Source organism: Lacinutrix algicola, assembly GCF_001418085.1.
In the GTDB taxonomy this organism is placed as follows: domain Bacteria; phylum Bacteroidota; class Bacteroidia; order Flavobacteriales; family Flavobacteriaceae; genus Lacinutrix; species Lacinutrix algicola.
Genome location: NZ_LIQH01000038.1, coordinates 227,498 through 252,481 on the forward strand (window position 1 = coordinate 227,498; position 24,984 = coordinate 252,481).

Annotated in this window: 20 protein-coding genes; 6 read left to right on the forward strand and 14 right to left on the reverse strand. The window is 30.2% G+C overall.

From position 1 onward, the window contains the following. Positions 1-151: 151 nt before the first annotated feature. The 3 genes from fmt to ASC41_RS10910 are packed head-to-tail and all read right to left on the reverse strand — an operon-like array spanning position 152 to position 3,595. A complete protein-coding gene (gene fmt / locus ASC41_RS10900; RefSeq protein ID WP_055436672.1) occupies positions 152-1,108 on the reverse strand; it encodes a methionyl-tRNA formyltransferase in 957 nt (318 codons plus the stop codon). Positions 1,109-1,141: 33 nt separating this feature from the next. Beyond that, positions 1,142-3,046: a RecQ family ATP-dependent DNA helicase gene (locus ASC41_RS10905; RefSeq protein WP_055436673.1), complete on the reverse strand. Its 1,905-nt coding sequence runs from the start codon at positions 3,044-3,046 to the stop codon at positions 1,142-1,144. A 6-nt stretch (positions 3,047-3,052) separates the two neighbouring features. Beyond that, positions 3,053-3,595, reverse strand: coding sequence for an AAA family ATPase (locus ASC41_RS10910; RefSeq protein WP_055436698.1), 543 nt, complete (start codon positions 3,593-3,595; stop codon positions 3,053-3,055). Positions 3,596-3,843: 248 nt separating this feature from the next. On the opposite strand from ASC41_RS10910, the gene ASC41_RS10915 reads away from it, so the two are divergent. From ASC41_RS10915 to murA, 3 genes are all read left to right on the forward strand, one after another. After that, on the forward strand, positions 3,844-4,137 hold the full coding sequence (locus tag ASC41_RS10915; protein ID WP_055436674.1) for a DUF493 family protein: 294 nt from the start codon (positions 3,844-3,846) through the stop codon (positions 4,135-4,137). 252 nt (positions 4,138-4,389) lie between these two features. Beyond that, positions 4,390-5,052 (forward strand): DUF4290 domain-containing protein, encoded by a 663-nt coding sequence (locus ASC41_RS10920; protein WP_055436675.1) that lies wholly within the window; start codon positions 4,390-4,392, stop codon positions 5,050-5,052. Between the two features lie 9 nt (positions 5,053-5,061). Next, a complete protein-coding gene (gene murA, locus ASC41_RS10925) occupies positions 5,062-6,378 on the forward strand; it encodes a UDP-N-acetylglucosamine 1-carboxyvinyltransferase (protein WP_055436676.1) in 1,317 nt (438 codons plus the stop codon). Positions 6,379-6,632: 254 nt separating this feature from the next. On the opposite strand, the gene ASC41_RS10930 is transcribed toward murA, so the two are convergent. Then, on the reverse strand, positions 6,633-8,084 hold the full coding sequence (locus ASC41_RS10930) for a hypothetical protein (RefSeq protein ID WP_055436677.1): 1,452 nt from the start codon (positions 8,082-8,084) through the stop codon (positions 6,633-6,635). Between the two features lie 91 nt (positions 8,085-8,175). Between ASC41_RS10930 and ASC41_RS10935 the strand changes: the two genes are divergently transcribed. Together ASC41_RS10935 and ASC41_RS10940 are read left to right on the forward strand one after the other, a co-directional pair. Continuing rightward, entirely contained in the window at positions 8,176-8,943 is a 768-nt protein-coding gene (locus tag ASC41_RS10935; protein WP_055436678.1) for an MBL fold metallo-hydrolase, read from the forward strand. Positions 8,944-8,998: 55 nt separating this feature from the next. After that, a complete protein-coding gene (locus tag ASC41_RS10940) occupies positions 8,999-9,481 on the forward strand; it encodes a hydrolase (RefSeq protein WP_241489656.1) in 483 nt (160 codons plus the stop codon). 161 nt (positions 9,482-9,642) lie between these two features. Here ASC41_RS10940 and ASC41_RS10945 read toward each other — a convergent pair whose 3' ends face one another. The 10 genes from ASC41_RS10945 to ASC41_RS10990 form a co-directional block, all read right to left on the reverse strand. Next, positions 9,643-10,851 (reverse strand): DUF4249 domain-containing protein, encoded by a 1,209-nt coding sequence (locus tag ASC41_RS10945; protein WP_055436680.1) that lies wholly within the window; start codon positions 10,849-10,851, stop codon positions 9,643-9,645. A gap of 179 nt (positions 10,852-11,030) precedes the next feature. Beyond that, the gene (locus ASC41_RS10950; RefSeq protein ID WP_055436681.1) at positions 11,031-12,752 is read right to left on the reverse strand and encodes a hypothetical protein; all 1,722 of its coding nucleotides are present in this window, start codon (positions 12,750-12,752) and stop codon (positions 11,031-11,033) included. 2 nt (positions 12,753-12,754) lie between these two features. Then, positions 12,755-13,996 (reverse strand): DUF4249 domain-containing protein, encoded by a 1,242-nt coding sequence (locus ASC41_RS10955; protein WP_055436682.1) that lies wholly within the window; start codon positions 13,994-13,996, stop codon positions 12,755-12,757. Between the two features lie 3 nt (positions 13,997-13,999). Further along, entirely contained in the window at positions 14,000-16,726 is a 2,727-nt protein-coding gene (locus ASC41_RS10960; RefSeq protein ID WP_055436683.1) for a TonB-dependent receptor, read from the reverse strand. Between the two features lie 5 nt (positions 16,727-16,731). Continuing rightward, a complete protein-coding gene (locus ASC41_RS10965) occupies positions 16,732-17,457 on the reverse strand; it encodes a hypothetical protein (RefSeq protein WP_055436684.1) in 726 nt (241 codons plus the stop codon). Between the two features lie 233 nt (positions 17,458-17,690). Then, positions 17,691-18,338 (reverse strand): alpha/beta hydrolase, encoded by a 648-nt coding sequence (locus ASC41_RS10970; RefSeq protein ID WP_055436685.1) that lies wholly within the window; start codon positions 18,336-18,338, stop codon positions 17,691-17,693. Next, entirely contained in the window at positions 18,338-18,667 is a 330-nt protein-coding gene (locus ASC41_RS10975) for a hypothetical protein (protein ID WP_055436686.1), read from the reverse strand. Before ASC41_RS10975 ends, ASC41_RS10970 begins: the two co-directional genes overlap by 1 nt. Positions 18,668-18,669: 2 nt before the next feature. Further along, entirely contained in the window at positions 18,670-19,920 is a 1,251-nt protein-coding gene (locus ASC41_RS10980) for a dihydroorotase (RefSeq protein ID WP_055436687.1), read from the reverse strand. Then, the gene (locus ASC41_RS10985) at positions 19,917-21,845 is read right to left on the reverse strand and encodes a vWA domain-containing protein (protein WP_055436688.1); all 1,929 of its coding nucleotides are present in this window, start codon (positions 21,843-21,845) and stop codon (positions 19,917-19,919) included. The genes ASC41_RS10980 and ASC41_RS10985 overlap by 4 nt, the downstream gene beginning before the upstream one ends. Before the next feature lie 51 nt (positions 21,846-21,896). Next, a complete protein-coding gene (locus ASC41_RS10990) occupies positions 21,897-22,904 on the reverse strand; it encodes a glycosyltransferase family 2 protein (protein ID WP_055436699.1) in 1,008 nt (335 codons plus the stop codon). Between the two features lie 128 nt (positions 22,905-23,032). On the opposite strand from ASC41_RS10990, the gene ASC41_RS10995 reads away from it, so the two are divergent. Beyond that, positions 23,033-24,940, forward strand: a complete 1,908-nt coding sequence (locus ASC41_RS10995) for a M61 family metallopeptidase (RefSeq protein WP_055436689.1) — start codon at positions 23,033-23,035, stop codon at positions 24,938-24,940. Positions 24,941-24,984 lie beyond the last annotated feature (44 nt).

Consider the following 24,984-nt stretch of genomic DNA (forward strand, 5'->3'; position numbering starts at 1 on the left):
TTTTTGTTATCCTCCTACAAATTTATACGGATTATGCTACTACGCAAGTAATAGCAAGGGAAATACTCCATTTTGTTAATAACTTCAAACATTTGTTAATAAAGATGACTGTTTTTTTGATGTTTTCAACTTTTATAGCAACCATAAGGGCTTAGAGCATTTTTGCGTCTGTTTTAAAAGTATAACCGTTTAAAAGAGATTTAATATCTAATGTACGCTTTCCAGGAAGTTTAATATCTAGTATGTTAATAAAACCTTCTTTTACTGCAACTTTTAATTCTTTCTTGCTAGAAATAATAGATCCTGCTTTGTAGTCGTGCTCTATAATTTCTTTTTCTACAGTATATATTTTTATATCTAGAGTCTCTTCATCATTAATAAGTTGACACCTAGCAGCAGGATATGGACTTAACCCACGAATTTTATTATGTATAGTGTCTATACTCTGTGTCCAATCTATTTTGCAATTGTCTTTATTTAATTTGTAAGCCGTTCTAGAGATAGCATCTTCAGGTTGTGGAGTAGTTTTTACATCACCAACAGCAATATGTTCTACCGTTTTTAAAACAAGATCGCTTCCAATATGCATTAGTTTGTCGTGAAGGCTTCCTGCATTCTCGTTTGCATCTATGTTTATTGTTTCTTGTAAAATCATTTCGCCGGTATCTATCTTTTCGTCTATAAAAAAGGTAGAAACACCAGTTTTTGTTTCTCCATTTATAATAGCCCAATTAATAGGTGCAGCTCCACGGTAATTTGGTAATAGAGAAGCATGAAGGTTAAACGTTCCAAATTCTGGCATTTGCCAAACTGCTTTTGGTAGCATTCTAAAGGCAACTACAATTTGTAAATTAGCGTTTAAGCTTTTTAACTCTTCTAGAAAGTCTTCACTTTTTAAATTTGTAGGCTGTAAAATATTTAAACCTTTGGTTTCTGCATATTCTTTTACGGCACTTTTATTTAATTTTCTACCACGTCCAGCAGGCTTGTCTGGTGCAGTAATAACACCTACTACATTAATATCGTTTTCTAATAAGGTATCTAAAATGGTCACCGCAAATCCTGGTGTTCCCATAAATACTATTCTTAAATCTCTTTTTTTACTCATTATATATGTGCTAGTTTGTAATACTCTTTCTTATTAATTTAAATGAGAAAGGGTATAGGTATTTGTTTTTGTAATGCTAATAATATTGTACTCTAACAATTCTTTCAATTGCTTGTTAATGTTTTCTTCAGAAAAACTAAGACTCTCGAACAAAGCTCTCGAAGAGAGTTCACCATGCTCTAATGCCTTAATGATTTCTTTTTTTATATCTGTAGGAACTGCTTTTTTTAATGACTTTCTAGTAATACAAACTGAACAAATTCCGCAGTCTTTAACTTGGGTTTCTTCAAAATAGGAGAGGAGTTGTACACTTTTACAAATGTCATCATTATTAGAATAATTTAAAACAGATAGTACCTGCTTTTCTTTTAAGGCATTTTGTTGTTTAATAACTTTAGCAATTCTATTGATGGTTTTCTCATCTTCTCGTGGCACTAAATAAGTGATTTGAGCATCGGTTTTAGAATGTTTTAAAGTAATAATTTCAGCTTTTTCAAGTAGCATTAAAGCTTCTATTATTTTGTCCTCACTTGTAGAGGTCTTTTCTGCCATTAACGCAGTGTTAATTTTAGTTTCCTGTTCAAAAGCGCCTCCGTAAGTTCGTAATATAGATTTTGCTATAATACTTATTTGAGGATGAGTTTCTAAATAACTAAAGAGAGCATTATTACTAACTTTAAAAAGTACTTGTGTACTGTTTTTAAACAGTTTAGTTAAGGTAATGATACTTGTTCTGTCTAATATAAGTATTGCATTGTAGGCTAGAAGTGTGTTAAACCCGTAGGTTTTACAAAACCTATTAAAATTAAAATCGAAAGTTTCGTCTTGTCCTTCTCCATAAGGGACTTGAAAATAACTACTTAATTTTCTGTATACTTTTTTTATAAAATCGACTTGTGGTAATACTTTTAAAAACTGATTCCTTACTAGTAATTCGTCACTCTTATTTTTTAAAATAACAGCAAAAGCTTTGTTTCCATCTCTACCAGCACGGCCAGCTTCTTGAAAATAACTTTCTAAACTTTCTGGTAAATTTAAGTGAATAACCGATTTAACATCTGGTTTGTCTATTCCCATTCCAAAAGCATTGGTGGCAACCATAACTAGTTTTTTGTTATTCATCCAGCTTTCCAAAGCCTTATCTTTTTCTATATTTGTTAATCCGCCATGATAGAACGTAGCAGAAAACCCATTGCTTTCTAGAAAACTTGAAATATCTTGAGTCGCTTTTCTATTACGCACATAAACTATGGATGATGCTCTGTTTTTTGTTAGTATGGTTTTAAGTCTGTAGAGTTTATCTTCTTCGGTAAACGTCATATAAGCCAAATTAGACCTTGAAAACGATTGCCTAAATACTTTTGGGCTAATAAAATCGAGCTCTTTTATAGTGTCTTCTACTACTTCTGGAGTTGCACTTGCTGTTAAAGCAATTACATTTACGGTAGGTTGTAACTCTCTTAATTTAACAATGTTTTTATAGCTTGGTCTAAAGTCGTTTCCCCATTGGCTAATGCAATGTGCTTCGTCTACTGCAATAAGGTTTACATTCATTAACCTTATGCGATCTTGTACAATATCTTGTTGTAAACGCTCTGGCGAAAGGTATAGAAATTTGTAATTGCCATAAATACAATTATCTAATTTTGTGTCTAACTCTTTATAAGATATTCCGCTAGTTAAAGCCATGGCCTTAATACCTTTATTTTGTAGGGATTGTACTTGATCTTTCATCAAGGCAACTAGTGGAGACACTACAATACAAATACCTTCTTTTACTAAAGCAGGTACTTGAAAGCAAACCGATTTTCCTCCGCCTGTTGGTAATAAGGCAAAGGTGTCCTCACCTTCTAAAACCGAGTTAATAATTTCTTCTTGTAACGGTCTAAATGAGGTGAATTTCCAATAACGTTCTAATATGTTAATAGGATGATTCAAATGATGCTATAATGCTTTAACAACGTCTATAATATAATCTGCTCTGGCTTCAATAGAGCCAAATGGTACGTCTCTTAAATCGTAACCGCTTTCTGTATAGGTATCTAAAAGTTTTTCGTGTATTTCTAATGCTTGATCGAAATTTTCATAACGCTCACTATCTGTTGTGAAAATTTCTTGCCAAGGTGCTAAAATAAATATAGAATCGTATTTATGATCTTTACATGCTTCAGTAAAAAAATCGGGATAAGTATCACCTTTAAAATCCATGTAAGCTGGAATATCTGGAATACCTCTGTCTAGAAAAACAAACTCATTATCACTTTCTAATGCATCGCTATGTTGCATAACTCTACCTTCTAATAGTAATTCGCTAAACTGTATAGGGTCGGTGAGAAAAAGCTGTTCAATGCCTTTTTCTCTTGCTTCTAGAATTATTTGTCTAGAAATTTCTTCAAAACAAGTAAAGCCTCTTTTTGTTAATTCGTTAATTATTGAGGTTTTTCCACTTCCCGGTCCTCCGGTTATAACAATTGTTTTTGTATTCAATTTATAGTATATTTTTAACAAATTAGTAAATGCTTTTCTTTTACAAGCAAAACTTACATCTTCCACTTTATAAACGTACCAATTGCTATATTAATAAGAAAAACAAAGATATTAAAGTAAAAAAGGCAAGCTTTTAGGCTGAAAACAAAAACGATAAGAATTCGATGTAAAATTCGGAATAAAAAAGGTATAAAAAAAATGCAAGGATAACTTATCTTTGCTAACCATATTTAAAACTAATAAGTTTAATGAGTAAAGAAGAAAACCCAGAAGCATTTTACGCGAAATTAAAAGATCAATTATTAGAGACAACGCAATGGCCATCGGAATATTTGTATAAATTTATTGTGCTTTCAGATTTACAAAAAATAGCAGAAATTGAAGCTATTTTTGACTTTTCTGGAGCTGTAATAAAGACGAAAGAGTCAAGTAATGGCAAGTATACAAGTGTTTCTATTAATGTTAGAATGGAAGATCCAGATGCTATTGTAGCGAAATACATTGAAGTTGGAGAAAAAGTAGAAGGAGTAATTTCTCTATAATTTATCCGTTATAATAAATATAGTTTAAATTAATTGCTATTAAATGTTAGCTGTTTTTTATTCTTTTAATTTTAAGAATCTAAGTATAGTAAGGGTTATAGTTGCTTTTTTTTATTCTGAAATGAAAAGAAATAGAAACTAATATAATTGATTATTTTGAAGTTTATTTGGTGTAAAACTATAAACAATTTTGTATTTTGCGAAAGCATTAGATACTTCGATGCAACACATTAAATCTACACAATTTTGAATTTGATTGACGATATAGAATACAACACAGAACGTGAACACTTAATTATTCCTGAGTATGGAAGACACGTTCAAAAAATGGTAAACTTTGCAAAAAGCAGAGAAACTAAAGAAGAACGCAATAAAGTTTCAAAAGCAATTATTGCTGTAATGGGAAACTTACAGCCACATTTGCGTGATGTACCAGATTTTCAGCATAAGCTTTGGGATCAATTATTTATTATGGCTAACTTTGAGTTAGATGTAGATTCACCTTACGAAAAGCCATTAAAAGAAGTTCTTGAAGAACGTCCTGAAACTTTAGAATATCCTCAAAATTTTCCTAAATATCGTTTCTACGGTAATAATATTAAAACCATGATAGATGTAGCTGTTTCATGGGAAGAAGGTGACTTAAAAGAGGCTTTATTGTACACCATTGCAAATCACATGAAAAAGTGTTTTTTAAATTGGAATAAAGACACAGTAGAAGATTATGTGATTTTTAATCATTTATTCGAATTATCTAATGGAGCAATAGACTTAAAAGATTCTAAAGAAGCTTTAACTGATTCTGCAAGCTTATTAAAGTCTAGTGCAAAAAAGAAGTACACTAATACTTCTAACAAAAAAGGATATCAAAAGAAAACGAACAACAACTCAAATCGAGGTAAAAAGCGATACTAAAAATAAGAAATGGGTACATTTATAATAGAAGGCGGTCATCAATTAAAAGGAGACATCCAACCTCAAGGCGCAAAAAACGAAGCATTACAAATATTATGTGCTGTATTACTAACTCAAGAAGTGGTAACAATTAATAATATTCCAGATATTATTGATATTAATAAGCTTATTTCTCTTCTAGAAAATTTAGGTGTAAAAGTTAAAAAGCTTGGAGAAGGATCTTATTCTTTTCAAGCTGATGCTATAGACTTAGATTATATGCAAACTGCCGATTTTAAAAGAGATGGTAGTGGATTACGAGGTTCTATTATGATGGTTGGACCATTATTAGCTCGTTTTGGGAAAGGATATATTCCTAAACCAGGAGGAGATAAAATTGGTCGTCGTCGTTTAGATACGCATTTTGAAGGCTTTATAAATTTAGGCGCTAAATTTAGATACAACAGAGAAGACTATTTTTATGGTGTTGAAGCCGATAAATTAGTTGGTACAGACATGCTTTTAGATGAAGCTTCTGTAACTGGTACAGCAAATATTGTAATGGCTGCAGTTTTAGCAGAAGGTACAACAACAATATACAACGCAGCTTGCGAGCCTTACTTACAACAGCTATGTAAGATGCTTAATAGAATGGGAGCTAAAATATATGGTGTTGGTTCTAACTTATTAACTATAGAAGGTGTAGATGCATTAGGTGGTACAGACCATACTATGCTTCCAGATATGATTGAAATAGGAAGTTGGATTGGCTTAGCTGCTATGACAAAAAGTGAGTTAACCATTAAAAACGTAAGCTGGAAAGATTTAGGACAAATACCAAATGTATTTGCTAAATTAGGAATCACTCTAGAGAAAAAAGGAGACGATATTTATATTCCTGCTCACAAAGAAGGTTACGAAATACAAAATTATATCGACGGTTCTATTCTTACTATTGCCGATGCTCCTTGGCCTGGTTTTACTCCAGACTTATTAAGTATCGTGCTAGTAGTAGCAACACAAGCAAGAGGTGAAGTATTAGTACATCAGAAAATGTTTGAAAGTCGTTTATTCTTTACAGATAAACTTATTGATATGGGAGCAAAAATTATTCTTTGCGATCCACATAGGGCTACGGTAATGGGACACGATTTTAAATCTCAATTAAAAGCAACAACAATGGTATCTCCAGATATTAGAGCTGGAATCTCATTATTAATTGCTGCTTTGTCTGCAAAAGGAATATCTACTATTCATAATATTGAACAAATTGATAGAGGTTACCAACACATTGTTGAGCGTTTACAGCGTATTGGAGCTAAGATTACTAGAGTAGAAGGGAATTAACAATTTGCTTTAATTAAGGCTTAAAATAGCTAGCTATTTTATATAAAAAAAGACATTAGAATTAATTCTAATGTCTTTTTTTTTTTTTTTCTAAAAACACGTTGTTCTAAAATATTTAAAAAGTAACTAACGTGTTATGTTTAATGTGATTGAAGGCAAGATTTTAAACAGAAAAAAAGCAAGCTATATGTGTATACATAATTAAACTTGCTTTTTTATTATAGTTTCAGTACTGTTAAATACTAAAAGTATTTTTAATTTTTATTGGTAACTTCTTCGGTTTCGCATCCAAATAGGCTTTTTTCCATAATTAGTTTGCTAACACCTTCTGGTAACAATGCTTGCCAACCGTCTTCACCTTTATTAATCATGCTTAACACTTTTCTAGAAAAAATGCTAAGAGTAGATGGATCGTAATCTGTAATATCTACTACTTTACCATTGTATTTAAAGAACTTATAAAGTTCTTTCATACGTGGATGTACTTTTAAGTTATCACTTGTAGTTAGAGTACCATCTTCATTTTCCATTGGATATAAATACACACGTAAATCTTTAAAAAAGAGTTTACCAAAGGCTTCAAGTATTCCGCCACTTAAATGTCTGTAATATTTCTCGTCGAAAATATCTACTAAGTTATTTACTCCCATTGCTAAGCCCATTCTAGCTTTAGAGTATTGAGAGAAGTATTCTACAAGTTTATAGTATTCTTGAAAATTAGATATTAATACCGTTTGGCCTAAAGAGCATAGTAATTTAGCACGATCCATAAAATCTTGCTCATCTATTTCTCCTTCTGCTCTAAGGTTAGATAAAGTGATTTCAAAAATAACTTGCGTTTTCTCTTCGTCTACTTTATTTTCTTTTAAAAACATGTCTAAAGACTTTTTATACATGTCCATATTTACTTTAGTAACAGGTCTAAAACTACCACGTAGTGTAAGTATGTTACGTTTGTAAAGGACTCTTGCTGGTAAAACGTTATTTCCGTCTGGAGCAAACATTACAGCATCTGTCATTCCGTTTTTAACAAGTTGTAAACTCATTAAACGGTTATCTACATTCTCGAAAACAGGACCAGAGAAATTAATAGTATCAATTTCTAATTGGTCTTTATCCAAGTGATCGTATAAATAACGTAGTAATTTTTTAGGTTCGTTATACTTATAAAAGGCACCATAAATTAAATTTGTACCTAATTTACCCAAAGTTTCTTGTTGTAAACGTGCATCGTTTTCTTTAAAACGAATATGTAAAACAATCTCGTTATATTCTTGGTCTGCATCTACTTGGTATTTAATACCAACCCAACCGTGTCCTTTGTATTTTTTAGCAAAATCTATAGTTGCCACCGTATTGGCGTAACTAAAAAACATTTTATGAGGATGTTTATCTCTAGTAATACGCTGCTCTGTTAGGTTCATTTCATGATCCAACATTTTACGTAAACGTGCTTCTGTAACGTAGCGCTTATCGTCTTCAATACCATAAATGGCATCACTAAAATCTTTATCGTAAGCAGACATCGCTTTGGCTATGGTTCCAGAACCACCACCGGCTCTAAAAAACTGACGAACAGTTTCTTGACCAGCACCAATTTCGGAAAAAGTTCCGTAAATATTCTCGTTTAAATTAATACGAAGTGCTTTGTCTTTAATCGAAGGAATAGATTCTATATTCTTATCTCCTTTAAGTGTGATTTCCATAGTTTAGCATTGATTTTACTTGCATACAAAGGTATTAAATAACTAAAGCAAACAAAAAAATATCTTACTTTTGTGAGAAATAACACAAATAGTGAAAATTACATTTTTAGGTACAGGAACTTCTCAAGGCATACCAGTTATTGGTAGTACTCATCCTGTTTGCTTAAGTGCCAATTCTAAAGATAAGCGCTTGCGTGTTTCTATATTAGTAGAGTGGAAAGACAATACGTTTGTTGTGGATTGTGGACCAGATTTCAGGCAACAAATGTTACGTGCTAATCCAGAAAGAATAGATGCCGTAATCTTTACTCACGAACATGCAGACCATACTGCTGGATTAGACGATATTCGTCCCTTTTTTTTTAAACAAGGAGATATAGATATTTATGCTCATAATCGTGTTCTAGGGCAGCTACAACAGCGGTTTGAATATATTTTTACATCTGAAATAAAGTATCCTGGTGTACCAAACCTTATTCAAAATGAAGTAAAAAATGAACCATTTACTATTAATAATTTAGAGATTATTCCTATTGAAGGACTTCATTATAAATTACCTGTTTTTGGATATCGTTTTGGTAACTTTGCTTACCTAACAGATATGAAAACCATTGCTGAGGCAGAAATGCTAAAGCTTCAGAATTTAGATGTTTTGGTAATTAATGCTTTAAGAGAAAAAGAGCATATTTCGCATTTTAATTTAGATGAAGCATTAGCTATGATTTCAAAATTAAAACCTAAAAAGGCATACTTAACACATATTAGTCATTATTTAGGATTTCATGACGAAGTACAACAAAAATTACCCAAAAACGTTTTTTTAGCTTACGATGAGCTTACAATTAACATTTCTAACTAATATTTTTTATTAAAACCCACTTAATTTATTTACTATTATGAAGAATCGCATTTTTATGTATTTGTTTATATTTTCAGTTTTATTACTATTATTCAATTATATTAATTCGAAAAAAATATTTGATGATAGCAATGTCAGAGTTGCAAACTCTAAAGAACAAGTAGTAAAATATAGAGATTCAATTTTAACTTTAAAAGATGAAATTCACAATCTTTCTCAGTTTAGTTTTGATTATAACGATCATTCTTATGACTATTTTTTAAAGCAAGGTTACGACGTAGAACAATTAATGACTACTGTTAAAGACGCTTTATACGCTCAAAACGAGTACAAAGGCGAGCAACATCCATTAGTCCCTTATGTTTCTACAACAGGCAGAAAAATTTTAATAAACTCTATTAGAGTTTTAAACCATAAATGGATTATTGCCGATTTTACCGATGGACAACTTTGGGGCGAAATGTTAGTGGTTTATTCGCTTAACGACGAAGGAGAACTTAATTTTAGAGTTTCAGAATCGTTATTGAATCCTCTTTAATTTATAATAAAAATGTTCTTTTGTTTTGAAGAGTTATTAAAGATAATTTTGTCTAATACATTGACGTAAGACTATAATTTCACCTTTTTCTTTAGAAAATCATGAACGATTTATAATTAGTTAAGGTCTTTAAGTTTAAAGTAAAAAGATTTTTGTTGTAATTAATCGATCCAAAAGTCTGGTTGTATGTTAGATGAAAACGCCGTACAGTCTCCACATTGCGGTTTTACAATAGAATAAGTGAGACCTTCTTTGTCTACAAATTTATAATTTCTGAACTCTAGAAATTGATATAATTCGACACGTTCATTTAAATCAGTAGGATCAGCACTTGTTGAATTATCTAAATAATCAAAGGCTAATACAGGGCATTCATAAAAGTAACCGGGCTGATTAAGATCTAAATCGACATAATCAAAGTAAATACGTTTTTTTGTAATTGATGCAACATCAAAAAAACCAAGTACTTTCTCCTTAGTATTGGAAACTGAGTACACATTACTTTGTATATAGCCTGGTTGATTAGAAGATAGAATACTTGAAGTATCACCTAACTCTTTAATGGTGTTGTAGTAAGAATAAGACTCTAAGTTTTGCGTTATTTGAGTAACAATAATACTGTATCTTTCTAATAGTTTTGATGTATTTTTGTCCATGGATATTATAGGAAAGCGCGAAATGATATTAGAATCTAGTTCTGAACTCGAGGCTTGAATAATATCTACTGATGCATTAGTGGTAAAACAAATTCTCTCTTCTTGTTCTCTTGGTGTAAGTTCTATATTATATAAAATGTCACCGTTAATTTCTTCAAAGTCAATAATGTTTGCGTCATATTCTGTGTAAAAAGGAGCTATTATTTTATATGTTTCTTCCCAAAAATACCTGTAATATTGTGTGTTGTTTTCGGTTCCATCAGCATCTAAAAAGATTGTTATAGTTTCATTATTTACAACTTCAGGATATAAATTAGAAATTTCTGCTACAGGCGTTAACATAGTGGCATTAGATTGGTAATTTTCTCCACTTTCCGTTGTTATATGTAATATGTAATCGCGTGCTGGTTCTGCTTGAAATTCAACATTAGAAACATATATGCCATCTGCGTTTTGCGTAAAGGTAATTACGTTTTGTAAATTATCTTCAATATATACGTTAGCATTATCTTCTAATACTTGTTCTGTAGCCTCTAAATAGTATGTTCTAGATAAGTTTACTTCTTGTATTTTTAACTCGTTTGTAATGGTTGATTCTACAACTAGTACACTTTCAAAAGCTTCGGTTTCAAGAGGAATTTCTTCTCTACAACTAAAACTAATTGATAGTACTAAAACAATTAAAGAAAGGTATATATATTTAATGTTTTTCATCTTTTAAATTTTAAGTAATTATTTAAACAGGAATAACTACAAATAGAGGTTGACAGTTTTTAAATAGTCTTTTTCTTTATAAATAGAGATAATTATTAAGACCTAAAACTTAATGTTTTTATTGGTAATAAGTGTTTCTACTTTTGATAAAGAATTTTAAATTCGTGATTAAATCTTCTTTAATTAACGGTAAAGTAAGAGCTGCTTTTTGTAAATTCTCCCTTAGAGTTATAACCTTCTAATGTTATTTTATAAGTACCTTTATCGTCTGACGTATATGTTGTAAAGCTATTTCTACTATTATTCAGTTTTGTTTCTGGAATCCATAATAGTTGTCTTCTATAATCTGGAATGTGTTTGTTATCGATACTATTTAGGTATTGTGGTTGAAAATATATAGTCTCATCTTCTGGCAAATTTAATACCGTTTCCATTATAAAATCTCCATTTAAAGAGACTTTAAATTCTTTATCAAAAGTAGAAACACTAATAACACCTTGATAAAGTTTAGAACCATAAAAGTACTGGCCAATAACAACACTTATCGATTCTATTTTATTTGAGTCGTAATTAACTAGATCATTATTGTTTTGTACTATCATTCCATCTACAATTACTAATGGATCTGCGTCTTTAATTACTTCATTTTTTTTCTCGTCATATCTATCGTAAACTACTATTTTATAGTTATCATTTTCTTTTCTCAAACCAGCATAGTTAACAACTTCAATAAAGGTTTCACGAACTGTTTTAAACCTTGTATAATCGTCTAATACATAAGTTTTCTCTTTGCTCTTATAAAATGGTTCAATTTTAGATTTAGATAATATGCTATCTCTTTTGTTTAAATAGTAAGCGTTTTCTATTTGGTTTTTAATATTACGTTGTTCTAAAGTAAATTTTAAATTATTATCTATTTCTAAACTATGAAATGATAGGTTTTTATATTTGTTTTTAGAGGTTTCAAATAATTTAATATTATAGTCCTCTTTATTATCCTCAATAACTTGAAATGTAGCTTTATTGCTATCTGTCTCATTATTTAAGTTGAATAGAAACTGACCAGAATTGTTTGTTGTAGCAATTCTAAATAAGTATTGCTCTCCAGGAATAGAAAGGGCTACAGTTTTATTTTCTACATTTAAAGGGTTTTTTAAATTAGTTATTTTTCCAGAAATTAATTGGCCTCTCATTTCAGGAATAAATAATGTATCTTCTTCTTGTTCAGTAACAAAGTTCTCTTCTGTTTTTAAAGAGCTGCTAATACTAATGGAATCTAATTTATTAATAGAAAGACTATAATTACCATTTTTATAGTCTTCACTTGTTTCAATATTTATAGTTACGAGGTCTCTATTTGTATAACTTTGTTTCTGTGTAGAAATTGATATTTCATTATTTTTTTGATCTTGTTTTTTTATTGTTTCAGCTTTATTTAATTTGATTAAAGCTTTAGCATTTGTAAGTTGCTGTACGCTATTTGAAAAGGCATTAATAATGTATATGTCCTTAGAACTGTAGTTTTTTTTAGTGTTATTCTTAGACCATTTTGTGTAGGCAAGTAGCTTATAATGTCCTGTTTTTAATTCAGAAGGAACAAAAATACGTTGACTAGAAGCGCTATTTTTTAAATTAAGAATATGCTTAACTACTGTTTTTCCATTTTTATCAATTAATTCTACATAACCAATTTTGCTAATGTTACTTAATTCTCCATTGCTTAGAGCAAACATTTTGTAATAAAGATATTCGCCAACTAAAACAAGATTTGAGTTTATTTGTATTTGCGTTTCTTCTTCGTTAAATTGAGAGCGATCTATATCTAGGTAAGGTCTTTCTGTTTGTGCTTGTAAGATTAAAGCAAAAAGGATTGCTAATATAAGTGTGGTTTGTTTTTTCATAATTAATCGATCCAAAAGTCAGGTTGTACATTAGATGAAAATGAAGTACAGTCTCCACATTCTGGTTTTGTAATAGTATAGAAGGTACCATTTTTTGCTACAAATTTGTAATTACCGAATTCAAGAAGTTGGTATAGTTCATAGCGTTCGTTTACGTCACCTGGAATAGCAGGATTCACAGAGTCGTCTAAATAGTTATATGTTATTTCTTCGCAGTCATAAAAGTAATCTGGGTATTCAAGACCTAAGTCGAAATAATTAAAGTAAATACGTTTTTTAGCTATTGAGGCTACATTAAAAAAACCAAGAACTTTTTCACTACTATCTGTAGTTGAGTTTATGTTGCCTTGTATGTAGCCAGGTTGACTTGATGATAGAATACTAGAAGTGTCACCTAATTCTTTAATCGTTTTATAGTAAGAATAAGATTCTAAATTTTGCGTTACTTGTGTGACAATAATACTGTATCTGTTTATTAGTTCAGCACTATTTACAGGAATAACTCTTATTGGTAAACGTGAAATTAGATTAGAATCTAGTTCTGAACTTGAAGCTTGTGTAATACCAGTAGATTTATTAGAACTATAACATTTTCTTTCTTCTTGCTCTCTTGGAGTAATTGCTATGCCATAACTTATTGAGCTAGCTATAACTTCACCATTGTTGTTATTACTAGTGTCTATAGTTAAACCCTCAATAGTTGCATCGAACTCTGAATGATTAGGCGCAATTATTTTATATGTTTCTTCCCAATGGTATCTGTAATACTTTGTGTTGTTTTCTGTACCGTCTACATCAATAAATACTGTTACTGTTTCATTATCTACAACTTCTGGATACATGTTGGTAATTTGTGCTTCAGGTGTTAGGGTAGTAGTAATAGATTGGTAGTTTTTTCCATTAGCAGTAGTTATGTGTAATATATAATCACGGTCTGGTTCTGCTTTAAACTCTGTATTTGATATGTAAACACCTTCTGTATTTTGTGTAAAAGTAAATACGTTTTGTAGATTATCTTCTATATATACAGTTGCATTGTTTTCTAATACTTGTTCCGCACTTTCTAGAAAATAAGTTTTAGATATGTTTATTTCTTGTATTTTTAACTCGTTTGTAATTGTGGCTTCTACAACTATTGTGCTTTCAAATACATTGGTTTCAAGTGCAATTTCCTCTCTACAACTAAAACTAATTATTAGCCCAAAAAGAATGAAATAACGATATATGGATTTATTGCTTTTCATTTTTTAAAATTTAAAATTATAAGTAATTGTTGGTACAGGTATAGCGAATATAGATGTTTTGAAGGCTTGAATTTTACCGTTGTTGTTTTCGAAAAATACAGAGTATGGGTTATTACGACCTAAAACATTGTAAACTGAAATATTCCAGAAACTATGTGCTAGTTTATTTAGCTTATGTGATGCTTCTATATTAAAACCAATATCTAATCTAAAATAATCTGGTATTCTAAATTGGTTTCTATCGCTATATAAAACCTGTTCGCCACCTGCAAAAGTGTACTTTCCAATTGGGTAAGTTATTGGGCGACCAGTTTGGTATAAAAAGTTAGTAGAGACACTGTAACGCTTAGTAATTCTATAATTTCCTACTAAACTAAAATCGTGTGGTTTATCGAAATTAGCAGGGAAATATTCTCCGTTGTTTATTTGCTCTTGTGGTATATCGCTCTTTAATTTTAATTTAGCTCTAGAATAACTGTATCCTATCCATCCATTAAGTTTTCCTTTTTTCTTTTTAATAAGAAATTCTATTCCATACGCCTTTCCTTCTCCTTGCAATAATTCTTGCTCTAAGGTTTCATTTAAAATTAATTCAGCACCAATTTTATAATCTAAAATATCAGTCATTGTTTTATAGTAACTCTCTAAACTTACTTCAAGACCTGCATCATCGAAATCTTTGTAGAAACCAATAGAATATTGGTTTGCTTGTTGTGGTTTTGTATTTAGATCAGACAGTTTCCAAGTATCTGTTGGAGAGATAGTGGTATTATTAGATAATAAATGTATGTATTGTAATGTCTTATTATAACTTGCTTTTACAGATAAAGAAGGAGATAATAAATAACGTAAAGAAGCTCTATATTCTAAACCTCCATAACTTTTAATTTTTTCATTATTATTATAATTATTAACAGTAGTAATTGTCGATTCACCTTTTGGTCTCCCATCTTGATATACGTTTTGAGTTCCAGGTCCTAAAGCAGTAAATGTAGAATAACGTAAACCTACATTAAATAATAATTTATCATTAACTTCATATAAATCGGAAATATAAATTGCAGATTCTAGACCTTTTTCTTTATTTATATTTTTGGTAGTGATAATAGAGTTGTTACCTGTAGGCTCTATGTTCCCTGGTTCTACTTGGTATAACTTAGTACTTATTCCATAATCGAATTTATGTGCATCACTGTGAAGGTATTTAAGATTAAGTTTTAATTGTGTTTCGTTAATTTTAAAGTCAAATTTAAAATTATTATTAGATTCAGCTTCATAATCTACACCATATTTATACTGTGTATTTACAGCAATAATCTCGCTTTTATGCTTATCGTTTTTAAACGTGTGATTCCATTTTAAGGAAGCCATTGCATTGCTATAGTTAAAAGTAGAATCTGAAGTGATACTAAATTCATCTTTACTATAGTATCCAGTGGCTTGAAAATCATTATTTTCATTTATTTTATGATTGTACTTTATAAGTCCATCGTAAAATGAAGCTTTACTATTTCTAAGGGTTTCTTCATCTAAAGATCTTAAAATCCAATTAGAATAAGTTGCTCGAGCAGCAGCTGTAATCGCAATTTTATCTTTTACAATTGGTGTTTGTACACTTAAACTTCCCGTAATAGGACCAATAGCACCTTCACCAGAAAATTTCTCGTAGTTTGGCTCTTTAGACTTTATATCGAAAACCGAAGATAAACGTCCTCCATATTCTGCTGGAATTGTAGCTTTATAGATGTCTAGTGAGCCTGTTGCAAATGGATTTACAGCAGAAAAGAAGCCTAAAAAGTGAGATGGGTTATACATTACTGCATCATCTAAAAGAAACAGATTTTGATCTGATCGTCCACCACGAACATTAAATCCAGCAGAACCTTCTCCTGCAGTTTTAATACCTGGTAAGGTAGTTGCAACTTTTAGTATATCGCGTTCTCCTAATACAACAGGAACTGTTTTTAAGCCTTCAATATCAATATGTGTAACACCTACAACTGCAGCTTTTATATTTTTGTTAGCAGAAGATTCTAAAAAGACTTCGCCTAAAGTTTCGGCTGCTTCTGTAATAGCAATTTTAATAAAGCCATCTCCATAGACTAAAACTTCTTTATTTACAGCTTGATAACCCATAAGACGGGATTCTATAACGTTTTTACCAACAGGTAATATTATAGAAAATCTTCCTTTAGCATCTGTAATTGTATTTTTACCAATCTCGTCTACAATAATTGCAGCACCTTGAACTGGAGCACGTGTTTTTTCATTAAGTAAAACTCCAGAAATGGTGAATTCTTGAGCTTTAGAGTCTATAGTTTGTTTACCTATAGTTGTTAGATTTTTGTTTCCGTACTCATTATAGAATACGGTTTCATTTTCCTCAACTTTTATTTTTTCTTCTTCTCCAAAAAAGCCTTCTGGTAATTTAGTATAAACAACACTGTTGTTTGTTAATATTACCTTATCATCAAATACAGTATAATTTATTGAGCGTTCTTTTAACAAATCGTCTAGAATAGTTTCTAGAGTTGCATTTGTATAGTTTTTTGTTATTTTATTTTCGTCAAACCAACTATCTATATAGTAAAAAGAGTGATTGGTTTTTTCTTCTAAAGTGTTTATAACCTCTTTTATATTAGCATCTTTAAAAGAAACGGTTATGTTACTTTGAGCGTGAGCAAAAAGCACAAAAAGAAGCATGAAAGCTAATAGCGTAATTTTTTTCATAGTAATTAGTTGGTGCTTTTAGTTTGTAGTTTTAAATCTGCCCATTTTGCTAGGTGCGTAAGTAAACCTTCTGTTTCAAAACGATTTTTACTTTCTTTAATCTCTATTTTTAAGTCTTTACTTAAAGTAGGGAGAAGTTTTTTAAAAGAATTACTAGATTTTATCTCACTAAAAGTGTGCGCATAATATAGGTAGTAACTAGGATCATCGTTAAACAAGTAAATTAGCTTATTACCCTTAACTCTTTCTTTAACCATTTTTTTACGTTTAGCGTAAAACGTAAGTGTATTGGTTTTATAAATAACCTCTAAATAGCCTGTTACTATGTCTTGGTTTTCGATTATGGTATTAGAGTTTACAAAATTATGATCTTCAAGCTCGAAAGATGTAACCTTATCCTGTATAAGCTCTATATTAATATATGCATTAGTTTTATTTGGCTTAAATATTAATTGATCTTTAAAAATGTCGTATTTTAAATTAACATTATAAAATGTTGCTTCGTTATAATTAACATTTCCTTTTATAAAAATAGGACTTGTAAAGAAGTTATGATTCTCTTTAGTTACTTTATAGGTGTTATAATGGCGTTTTCCATTATAGAGTTTTGTGTTTTCTAAACCTATAATTGCATCGAAGGTTTCAAGCATCTCTGGCGCAGACTTAGTTTGTTGTGCATTACTTATAAAAGGAAGTGCGAGTAACGACAAATAGAGGTAGGCAGTTTTCAATAGTCTTGTTTATTTAGAGAAAAAAACAATTATTAACATTAAAAAAAAATACTTTTGTTAAAAAAAATAGATTTTTAAATAAGAAATGTTAATAATTACGATTTTTTACAATTAATTGTATATTCTTTCACTAAATTAAACAAAACTATGTTATTGCCTAACTATTTTTAATAAAAACGACTTTTTATTGAATAATATATAATACAAGGTCTAAGACTCAGGTAATTAGTGTTTTAGAGTAAATTGGTTAACCACTCCTTTAATTCATAGAAATTTTGAGGAGCAACACCATGGCCAACAGGAAACTCAGAATACTTATGTTTAATATTTAAAGCAGAAAGAAATTCTGGTGACTTTCTAGCCCAATCTACTGGTATAACTTGGTCTACAGATCCATGAGAACAATAGAAGTTTAAATGTTTGTAGTGGTCTTCGGGTTGTGTTTTAAATAAGTCTTCATTAATATATCCGCTTAAAGCAATTACATTATTAATTTTTTCAGGATAGGTGAGTGCTACAGCATAACTTAAAATAGTACCTTGACTAAAACCTAAAAGCGATACACTGTCTTTATTAACAGGATATTCGGCTATTACTTCGTCTATAAACTTAGCAATTAAATCTCTAGATTCTATTGCTTGTTCATTATCACTCCATTTGCCTTTATCTGCATCAAAATTAATAGCATACCAAGCATTACCATAAGGTTGCATGGGATAAGGCGCTCTTGCCGAAACAATAAATAATTCTTCTGGTAGTTCGCTAGCAAAAGAAAATAAATCGTTTTCATCGCTACCATAACCATGAAATAAAATAAGAAGTGGTGCATTGTCTTTTAAAGACGATTCGCGTATTACGTGAGTTAGAGATAAATTCTTCATTAGTTACCTAAGTCTTTAAACCATTGTTGAAATTTTTCTCCAACAAAAGGAATTAATTTTGCTTCACCTTTTATGGCAAATATTATTGCGTATAACCAGCTTGAAAATGTAACTAGCCATAAAACCGATCCAAACGTACTGTTCACATATTTCTCGACAACGTTAGATAGAATAAGCATAAGTATTAAGCCTATCATTTGGCGTAGGTGAAAGTTTACAAAAGGATTCTTTTTATCTAAATTCATAAAAACAGCAATAAAAGTACCTATAAATGTTAGGTAGCTAATTATGGCAAGTGTTTTTCCTTCTTCTATGGTTTCTTTATTCATTTTTATAAAACAGTTTTATTATTTGCTATTATACCATAAACCTCTCCTTTTAAGTCTTTGTTTAAAAAGAGACTATTTTTAGAGGTAGAGTGTATGTTACTTGTTGTAAATGTGTATTTAATATCAGGATTAAAGAGGGCTAAATCTACAGTATTACCTTCTGCTATTATTGAAGATTGAACATTAAATCTACTTTTTCCTTTAGTTAGTAATTGTATAGTTTTTTTTGTTGAAAATAATGTTTGTAAAGCTCCAAAAGCACTTTCAAGACCTATTGTACCGTAGTCTGCATAATCAAATTCTATCTTTTTATTTTCTATAGTTACAGGATTGTGATCGCTAGTAACCATATCTATAGTGCCATCTTTTATACCTTCAATTAAAGCATCGATATCGCTTTGTGTTCGTAAAGGAGGAAGCACTTTATAATGTGTATCGAAATCTTCTAGTTCGCTATCTGTTAAACATAAATTGTGTACAGCTACACTACAAGTAACGTCTAGTTTTTTCTTTTTAGCATTTCTTATTAAAGCTACAGATTCTGCTGTAGAGATTGTTGGAATATGTAATTTTCCTCCTGTATATTCTAATAAGTATAAATCTCTAGCTACTTGTAAAGCTTCGGCTAAACTAGGATTTCCTTTTAAACCTAAGCTTGTACTCGTTATGTTTTCGTTCATAACACCGTTTCCAGAAATTCTATTTTCTTGAGGGAAAGAGCAAACTAAACCATCAAAATTACTAGCATATTGTAAAGCTATTTTAAGTAAGTTTGGATTAGTAATTGGTTTTTTATAATCTGAAAAAGCAACAGCTCCAGCTGTGCTCATATCATATAACTCAGCTAAGTCTACACTTTCGCTATTTTTGGTTAAAGCTCCAATAGGTAATAAGGTTACTGCATTATTTTGTGCTTTCATATTAATAAAAGCAATTGCCGAATTTGTGTCGATAATTGGATGTGTATTGGCTTGCATAGCAACGGTTGTAAAACCAGATTTTGCCGCCGTTTTTAATCCGTTTTCTATAGTTTCTCTGTCTTCGAAACCTGGTTCTCCAAAACACACACTACTATCGAACCAACCTTGAGAAACATGTAAATTTTCAAGATTAATTTCTTTATAATTGTTTGTGTTTTCAATGGTTTCGGAGATTTTAGAAATCTTTCCTTTTTCGATTAAAATGTCTTGAGTAGTGTTATGAAAATCACTCTTAGAATCAATTATCGTTGCAGATTTTATAAGTACGTTCATTTAAAATATTTTAAGATAAGCATTTCAAAAACTAAAAGTATTAATGCTAAAATAACAAACCATTTCCATAGCTCGTTTGTTTTATTATCACTCTTTATCGTTTTAAAAACTTCTGAAATAGAATTGCTAACCGTTACATTATCTAGGTTTGAGAAGTTTTGATAGATTAAATCACTCTCGTTTCTATTGTAATTATAGCTCACATTTTCTATAATTTCGGCTTTGTTTTTTACATTGTAAATTCCAGCTTTTTCTGGAGTATCTGTAGTTGTAATTGCTACTTTATTATTAAAGTATTGTTGTTGTGGTATTACGTTTGCGTTCTCGTTAACCAAAGTTAAAACAGCATCTTGTTGTAAATCTGTAACCACATCGTAAGTGTTTTCTTTACCAATAGTGTAGTATAGATTAGACAATTTCAAACTGCGTTTAGAGATGTTGTAAAACGTTGGTACAATTAAATTAATATCTTGAAAGCTTGAATTTTTTCTGTTTAAAGCAGAAGTAAATACAAACGCATTATTGTTTTCTAATAGAAAAGGTTTTCCATCTTCAAAAGTTAGTATTGCCGATGCGCTTGCTATATTTTGAGGATAATAAGAATTTATTTTAGGATATTGAAAATTAGAAATCTGTTTTTCGAAAACACCATCACTATATATGGGATGGGAATAGTTTATGTTTGTTAATCGTTTTTCTGTTTTAGAAAGTTTAGAAAAAGGAGCAAGGCTATAGTTTAATAATAAGTTGTTATAGTCTAAAACATTAATGTCTTCTGAAGGAATAACAACCAAAACGCCACCATTACTTGTAAATGCTTTTAAAGCTGTTGTTAAAGAGCTTGGTATTTGTTTTAACTCGTTTAAAACAATAAGATTTTGATTGGTAATATCACTATAATTTAACTGATTGAAAGCAGTTGCTTTATAGTTGAATTCGTCTGGAGTATAAATGCTTTTTAAGAACTCGTCTTTAGTTTCATTAATGGCTAAAACATTAATTTTCGAGTTGTTATTAATGTTGAAAAATAATGTGTTGTCAAACTGAAGGTTAACATCTTCTATAGTTACTTTTCCATCAATACGTTCATTTGTTGGTAAGGTAAAAACAGTAGTTGCTTTATCTGTTATTTTAACTGACGATTTAGTAAGTAAACTTCCATTGTTATATAAAGAAATTGGAAGGTTTTCTATTGTATTACCATTATTTTTAAGGTTAACCGTTAATTCTATATTACTAGATGTTCTTTTAGAAATGTAAACACTATCGATAGTAACATTGTTGTTATTAACAGGTTTTAATTGTACTAAATTAAGGTTGGTGTTCTCGTCTCTTTTTGGATTGAAATTGCTGTCTTTTTGCTGAAAATCGCTAATAAATACTAAGTTTTTAATAGTATTGTCGTTTTTCGAGAAGTACTTCTTACTTTTTAGTAAAGCGGCATCGTAAGGCAATTGATTTGTAGCGTAGTTAAGTTGTAACAAATCGTTGGTAATTGCTTTTACAGTTGTGTTTCTAAAACTGTTATCGTTTGTAATAAGTGAGATGCTTTCATCTTCTGGAACACTACTAATAATATCGCTTACAGCACGTTTTAGTAATTCGCCTTTATCTCCTTTTACTTGCATGCTAAAAGAGTTATCTAGGTAGATTACAGTCTCAGATTTAGTATTAAAAGTTTTGTTTTTTGAAGTAAATGGCTGTGCAAAAGCAATTACAATTGCAGCAAGAATACCCATTCTTATAAATAGAGTTAACCACTTTTTAATTTGAGCACTTTTACGTGTTTGTAAAGACACTTTCTTTAAAAAAGCAACGTTAGTAAACGCTTCTGTTTTAAATTTACGTAACTGAAATAAGTGAACAATAATTGGGATTAGCAGTAGTAATAAGGCGTAAAGAAGTTCTGGATGTTTAAACTGCATTGCTAATTTTGATTAAGCAAATATAAAACTAATACTGAAATATGAGACCCTTTAGCAAAAGAAAAAATAATCTCTCATTGATTCTTTTTTTAATTTAGAAAAGTAAGTTCTAATAATTGTTTGTTCTTCTTTATTGGCAACGCTTACAATACTTTGAAAAGAGGCTAATGTTTCTAAATGTTGAAATGGTTTCATTTCTACATCGTAAATATGTTTGCCTATTTTTTTAGGGTTATCGCAAATCCATTGAAATGGGATATTTAAAGCAATTAATTTTTTAGCAATTGTTTTTCCTTTATTTCCTGCTCCCCAAATTACTAATGGTTTTGATTTATCGAAATCTAATTTTAGAAAATAGTGCAGTTTAATGTCTATAAAACTATTTTCGGCATAATTAGCATCTGTTCTAGAGGCACGCGTACCATAATCTCTCCATAAATGAAGCACTTTATTACACGAAATTACTTTATAATTAGCTTCGTAAAACCTAAAGGTTAAATCGTAATCTTCAGGATAACGTTTAGGGTTAAAAGCATCAATACTTAATAAATCTTCTCTAGTAATCATCCAACATGGAGAAGGGATTACACATTCTTTATAAATTTCAGAATAATTAGTTCCTTTTATGGTTAAACTGTTTAACCACTGTTCGTATTTTCTATAGCCATCGCTTATGCCTTCCGCAGAAAAATAACTTACCAAGCCAGTTGCTATGTGGTTTTTTCCGTTTAGTTGTAAATTATTATAAAGTGTTTCAAGTTTTATATCAGGCATAATATCATCACTATCCATTCTAGTAATATAGTCTCCTTTAGATTTTGAAAAAGCTAGTTTTAAGGCATTGATAATACCTGAACCTTCATTTTTGTATAACTTAATTCTGTTATCCTTTTTAACATAATCGCTAACTAAATTATAACTATTATCTGTAGAGTTATCGTCTATAATTAGTAGTTCCCAATTAGTGTACGTTTGGTTTATTATGGAATTTAAACACTCGCTAAGAAATTCTTGAGTGTTTTTAAAAGGAATTAATACGCTAATTAGTGGTTGCTGCATAGTTGCAATATAATATTCTGAAGCTTTGAATTTAACATATATTAACAAAATTTTATAATTTGTAAATGTAACAGATTGTACATTTGGTCGTCATACATTTTTATACCATTAACAAAAAACCAATAATAATGAAAAAACACCTATTAAGTGTTGCATTTGCTGGAGTTCTTCTAGTAGGTTGTAATTCTACAAAAACTGCTAGCGGAAAAGCTACAAACGATTTAGCTTCTTTAAATCCTATCGAAGCGACTTTAGATTTAACTAAAGTAACAAACGATAAAGCACCAGTTGTAATTAATCCTGGACGTTTTGCAGTAGAATCTGTAACGTATAGATTACCAAGAGTAGTACAAGGAACGTATTCTGTTAGTGATTTTGGAAAATATGTAGACGATTTTAAAGCTATTGATTATAAAGGAAACGAATTACCAGTTGTAAAAACAGATACCAATACTTGGACTATTGCCAATGCTGCTAACTTAGACATGGTAACTTACAATGTTAACGATACTTTCGATATGGAAACTCAAGGTGGTGGAATAGGTAAAGAAGTACCATTTTCTCCAGCAGGAACTAATATTGAGACTACAAACTACGTATTAAACTTACATGGTTTTATTGGGTATTTTGATTCTTTAAAAACAGCACAATATAAATTAGATGTTACTGCACCTAAAACAATGTTAAAAACATCTGCTTTACAAGAAACAGGAACAAAAATGAATGATGATGGAGTGTCTATGACTTCTAGTTATTTTGCACCAAGATATTTTGATATTACAGATAACCCAATGTTTTACGGAGCATTAGATGTTGAAGAATTTCAAGTTGGAGATATTAAAATTGTATTAAGTGTATATTCTCCAAACAAAGTACATTCTGCTGAAAAAATTAAAGCAGTTATGGAAAAAATGATGTTAGCTCAAAAAGCATATTTAGGAGACATTAATACAACACCTCGTTATGATATTTATTTATATTTATCTGAAGGAAAGGAAGAGTCTCCAAAGGGATTTGGAGCATTAGAACACCATACGTCTACAGTGGTAGTTTTACCAGAATCTATGCCTTTTGAAGCATTATCTGAAAGTATGATTGATGTTGTTTCTCATGAGTTTTTTCATATTGTAACACCTTTAAGTGTACATTCTGAAGATGTTCACTATTTTGATTACAATCAACCAACATTTTCTAAGCATTTATGGATGTACGAAGGTGTAACAGAATATTTTGCGACGTTATTTCAAGTAGATCAAGGTTTAGTTACTGAAGATGAATTTTTTGCTAAAGTAATGGGTAAAATTAAAACAGCATCAGGAATGAACGATGCTATGAGTTTTACTGAAATGAGTGAAAATATCTTAGACCAACCTTACGCACCACAATACGGAAACGTATATTCTAAAGGAGCTTTAATAGGTATGTGTATTGATATTTTATTACGCGAAGAGAGTAATGGTAATAGAGGAATCTTATCTTTAATGAAAGAATTATCTCTTAAATACGGAAAAAACAAACCTTTTGTAGATGATAATTTAATTGCTGAAATTACAGAAATGACGTATCCTTCTATTGGTGAGTTTTTAAATACACACGTAGTTGGTGGAACACCAATTAACTATAACGACTTTTTTGCTAAAGCAGGTTTAACATTAGCAGAAGCTAAAGTAAAAACAAACTATATCCAGAATGATGGTACTTTAATTTTTGCACCAGATATGGCAACAATGTCTTTACCTTTCTCTGAAGCTGTAAAGAACAATAGTTTCTGGGCAGAAAATGGTGTTTTACCAGGAGATGTTATTAAAACTATTGATGGTAAAGAGTTAACAATGGCTAACGCTCAACAAATGTTAACTGAAGTTTTTATGTGGAAACCAGGAAGAGATATCGATGTTAGAATTGATAGAAAAGGAGAAGAGGTTATTGTAAAAACTAAATTAACACAATCTTACACTACAGGTTCTAGTTTAGCAGTAGACCCTAATGCAACAGCTAAGCAAAACACTTTACGTGAAGCTTGGTTAAAAGGGTAATATATTCCTTTTATAGCAAAGAGTTTTATATAAAAAAGCCTGTT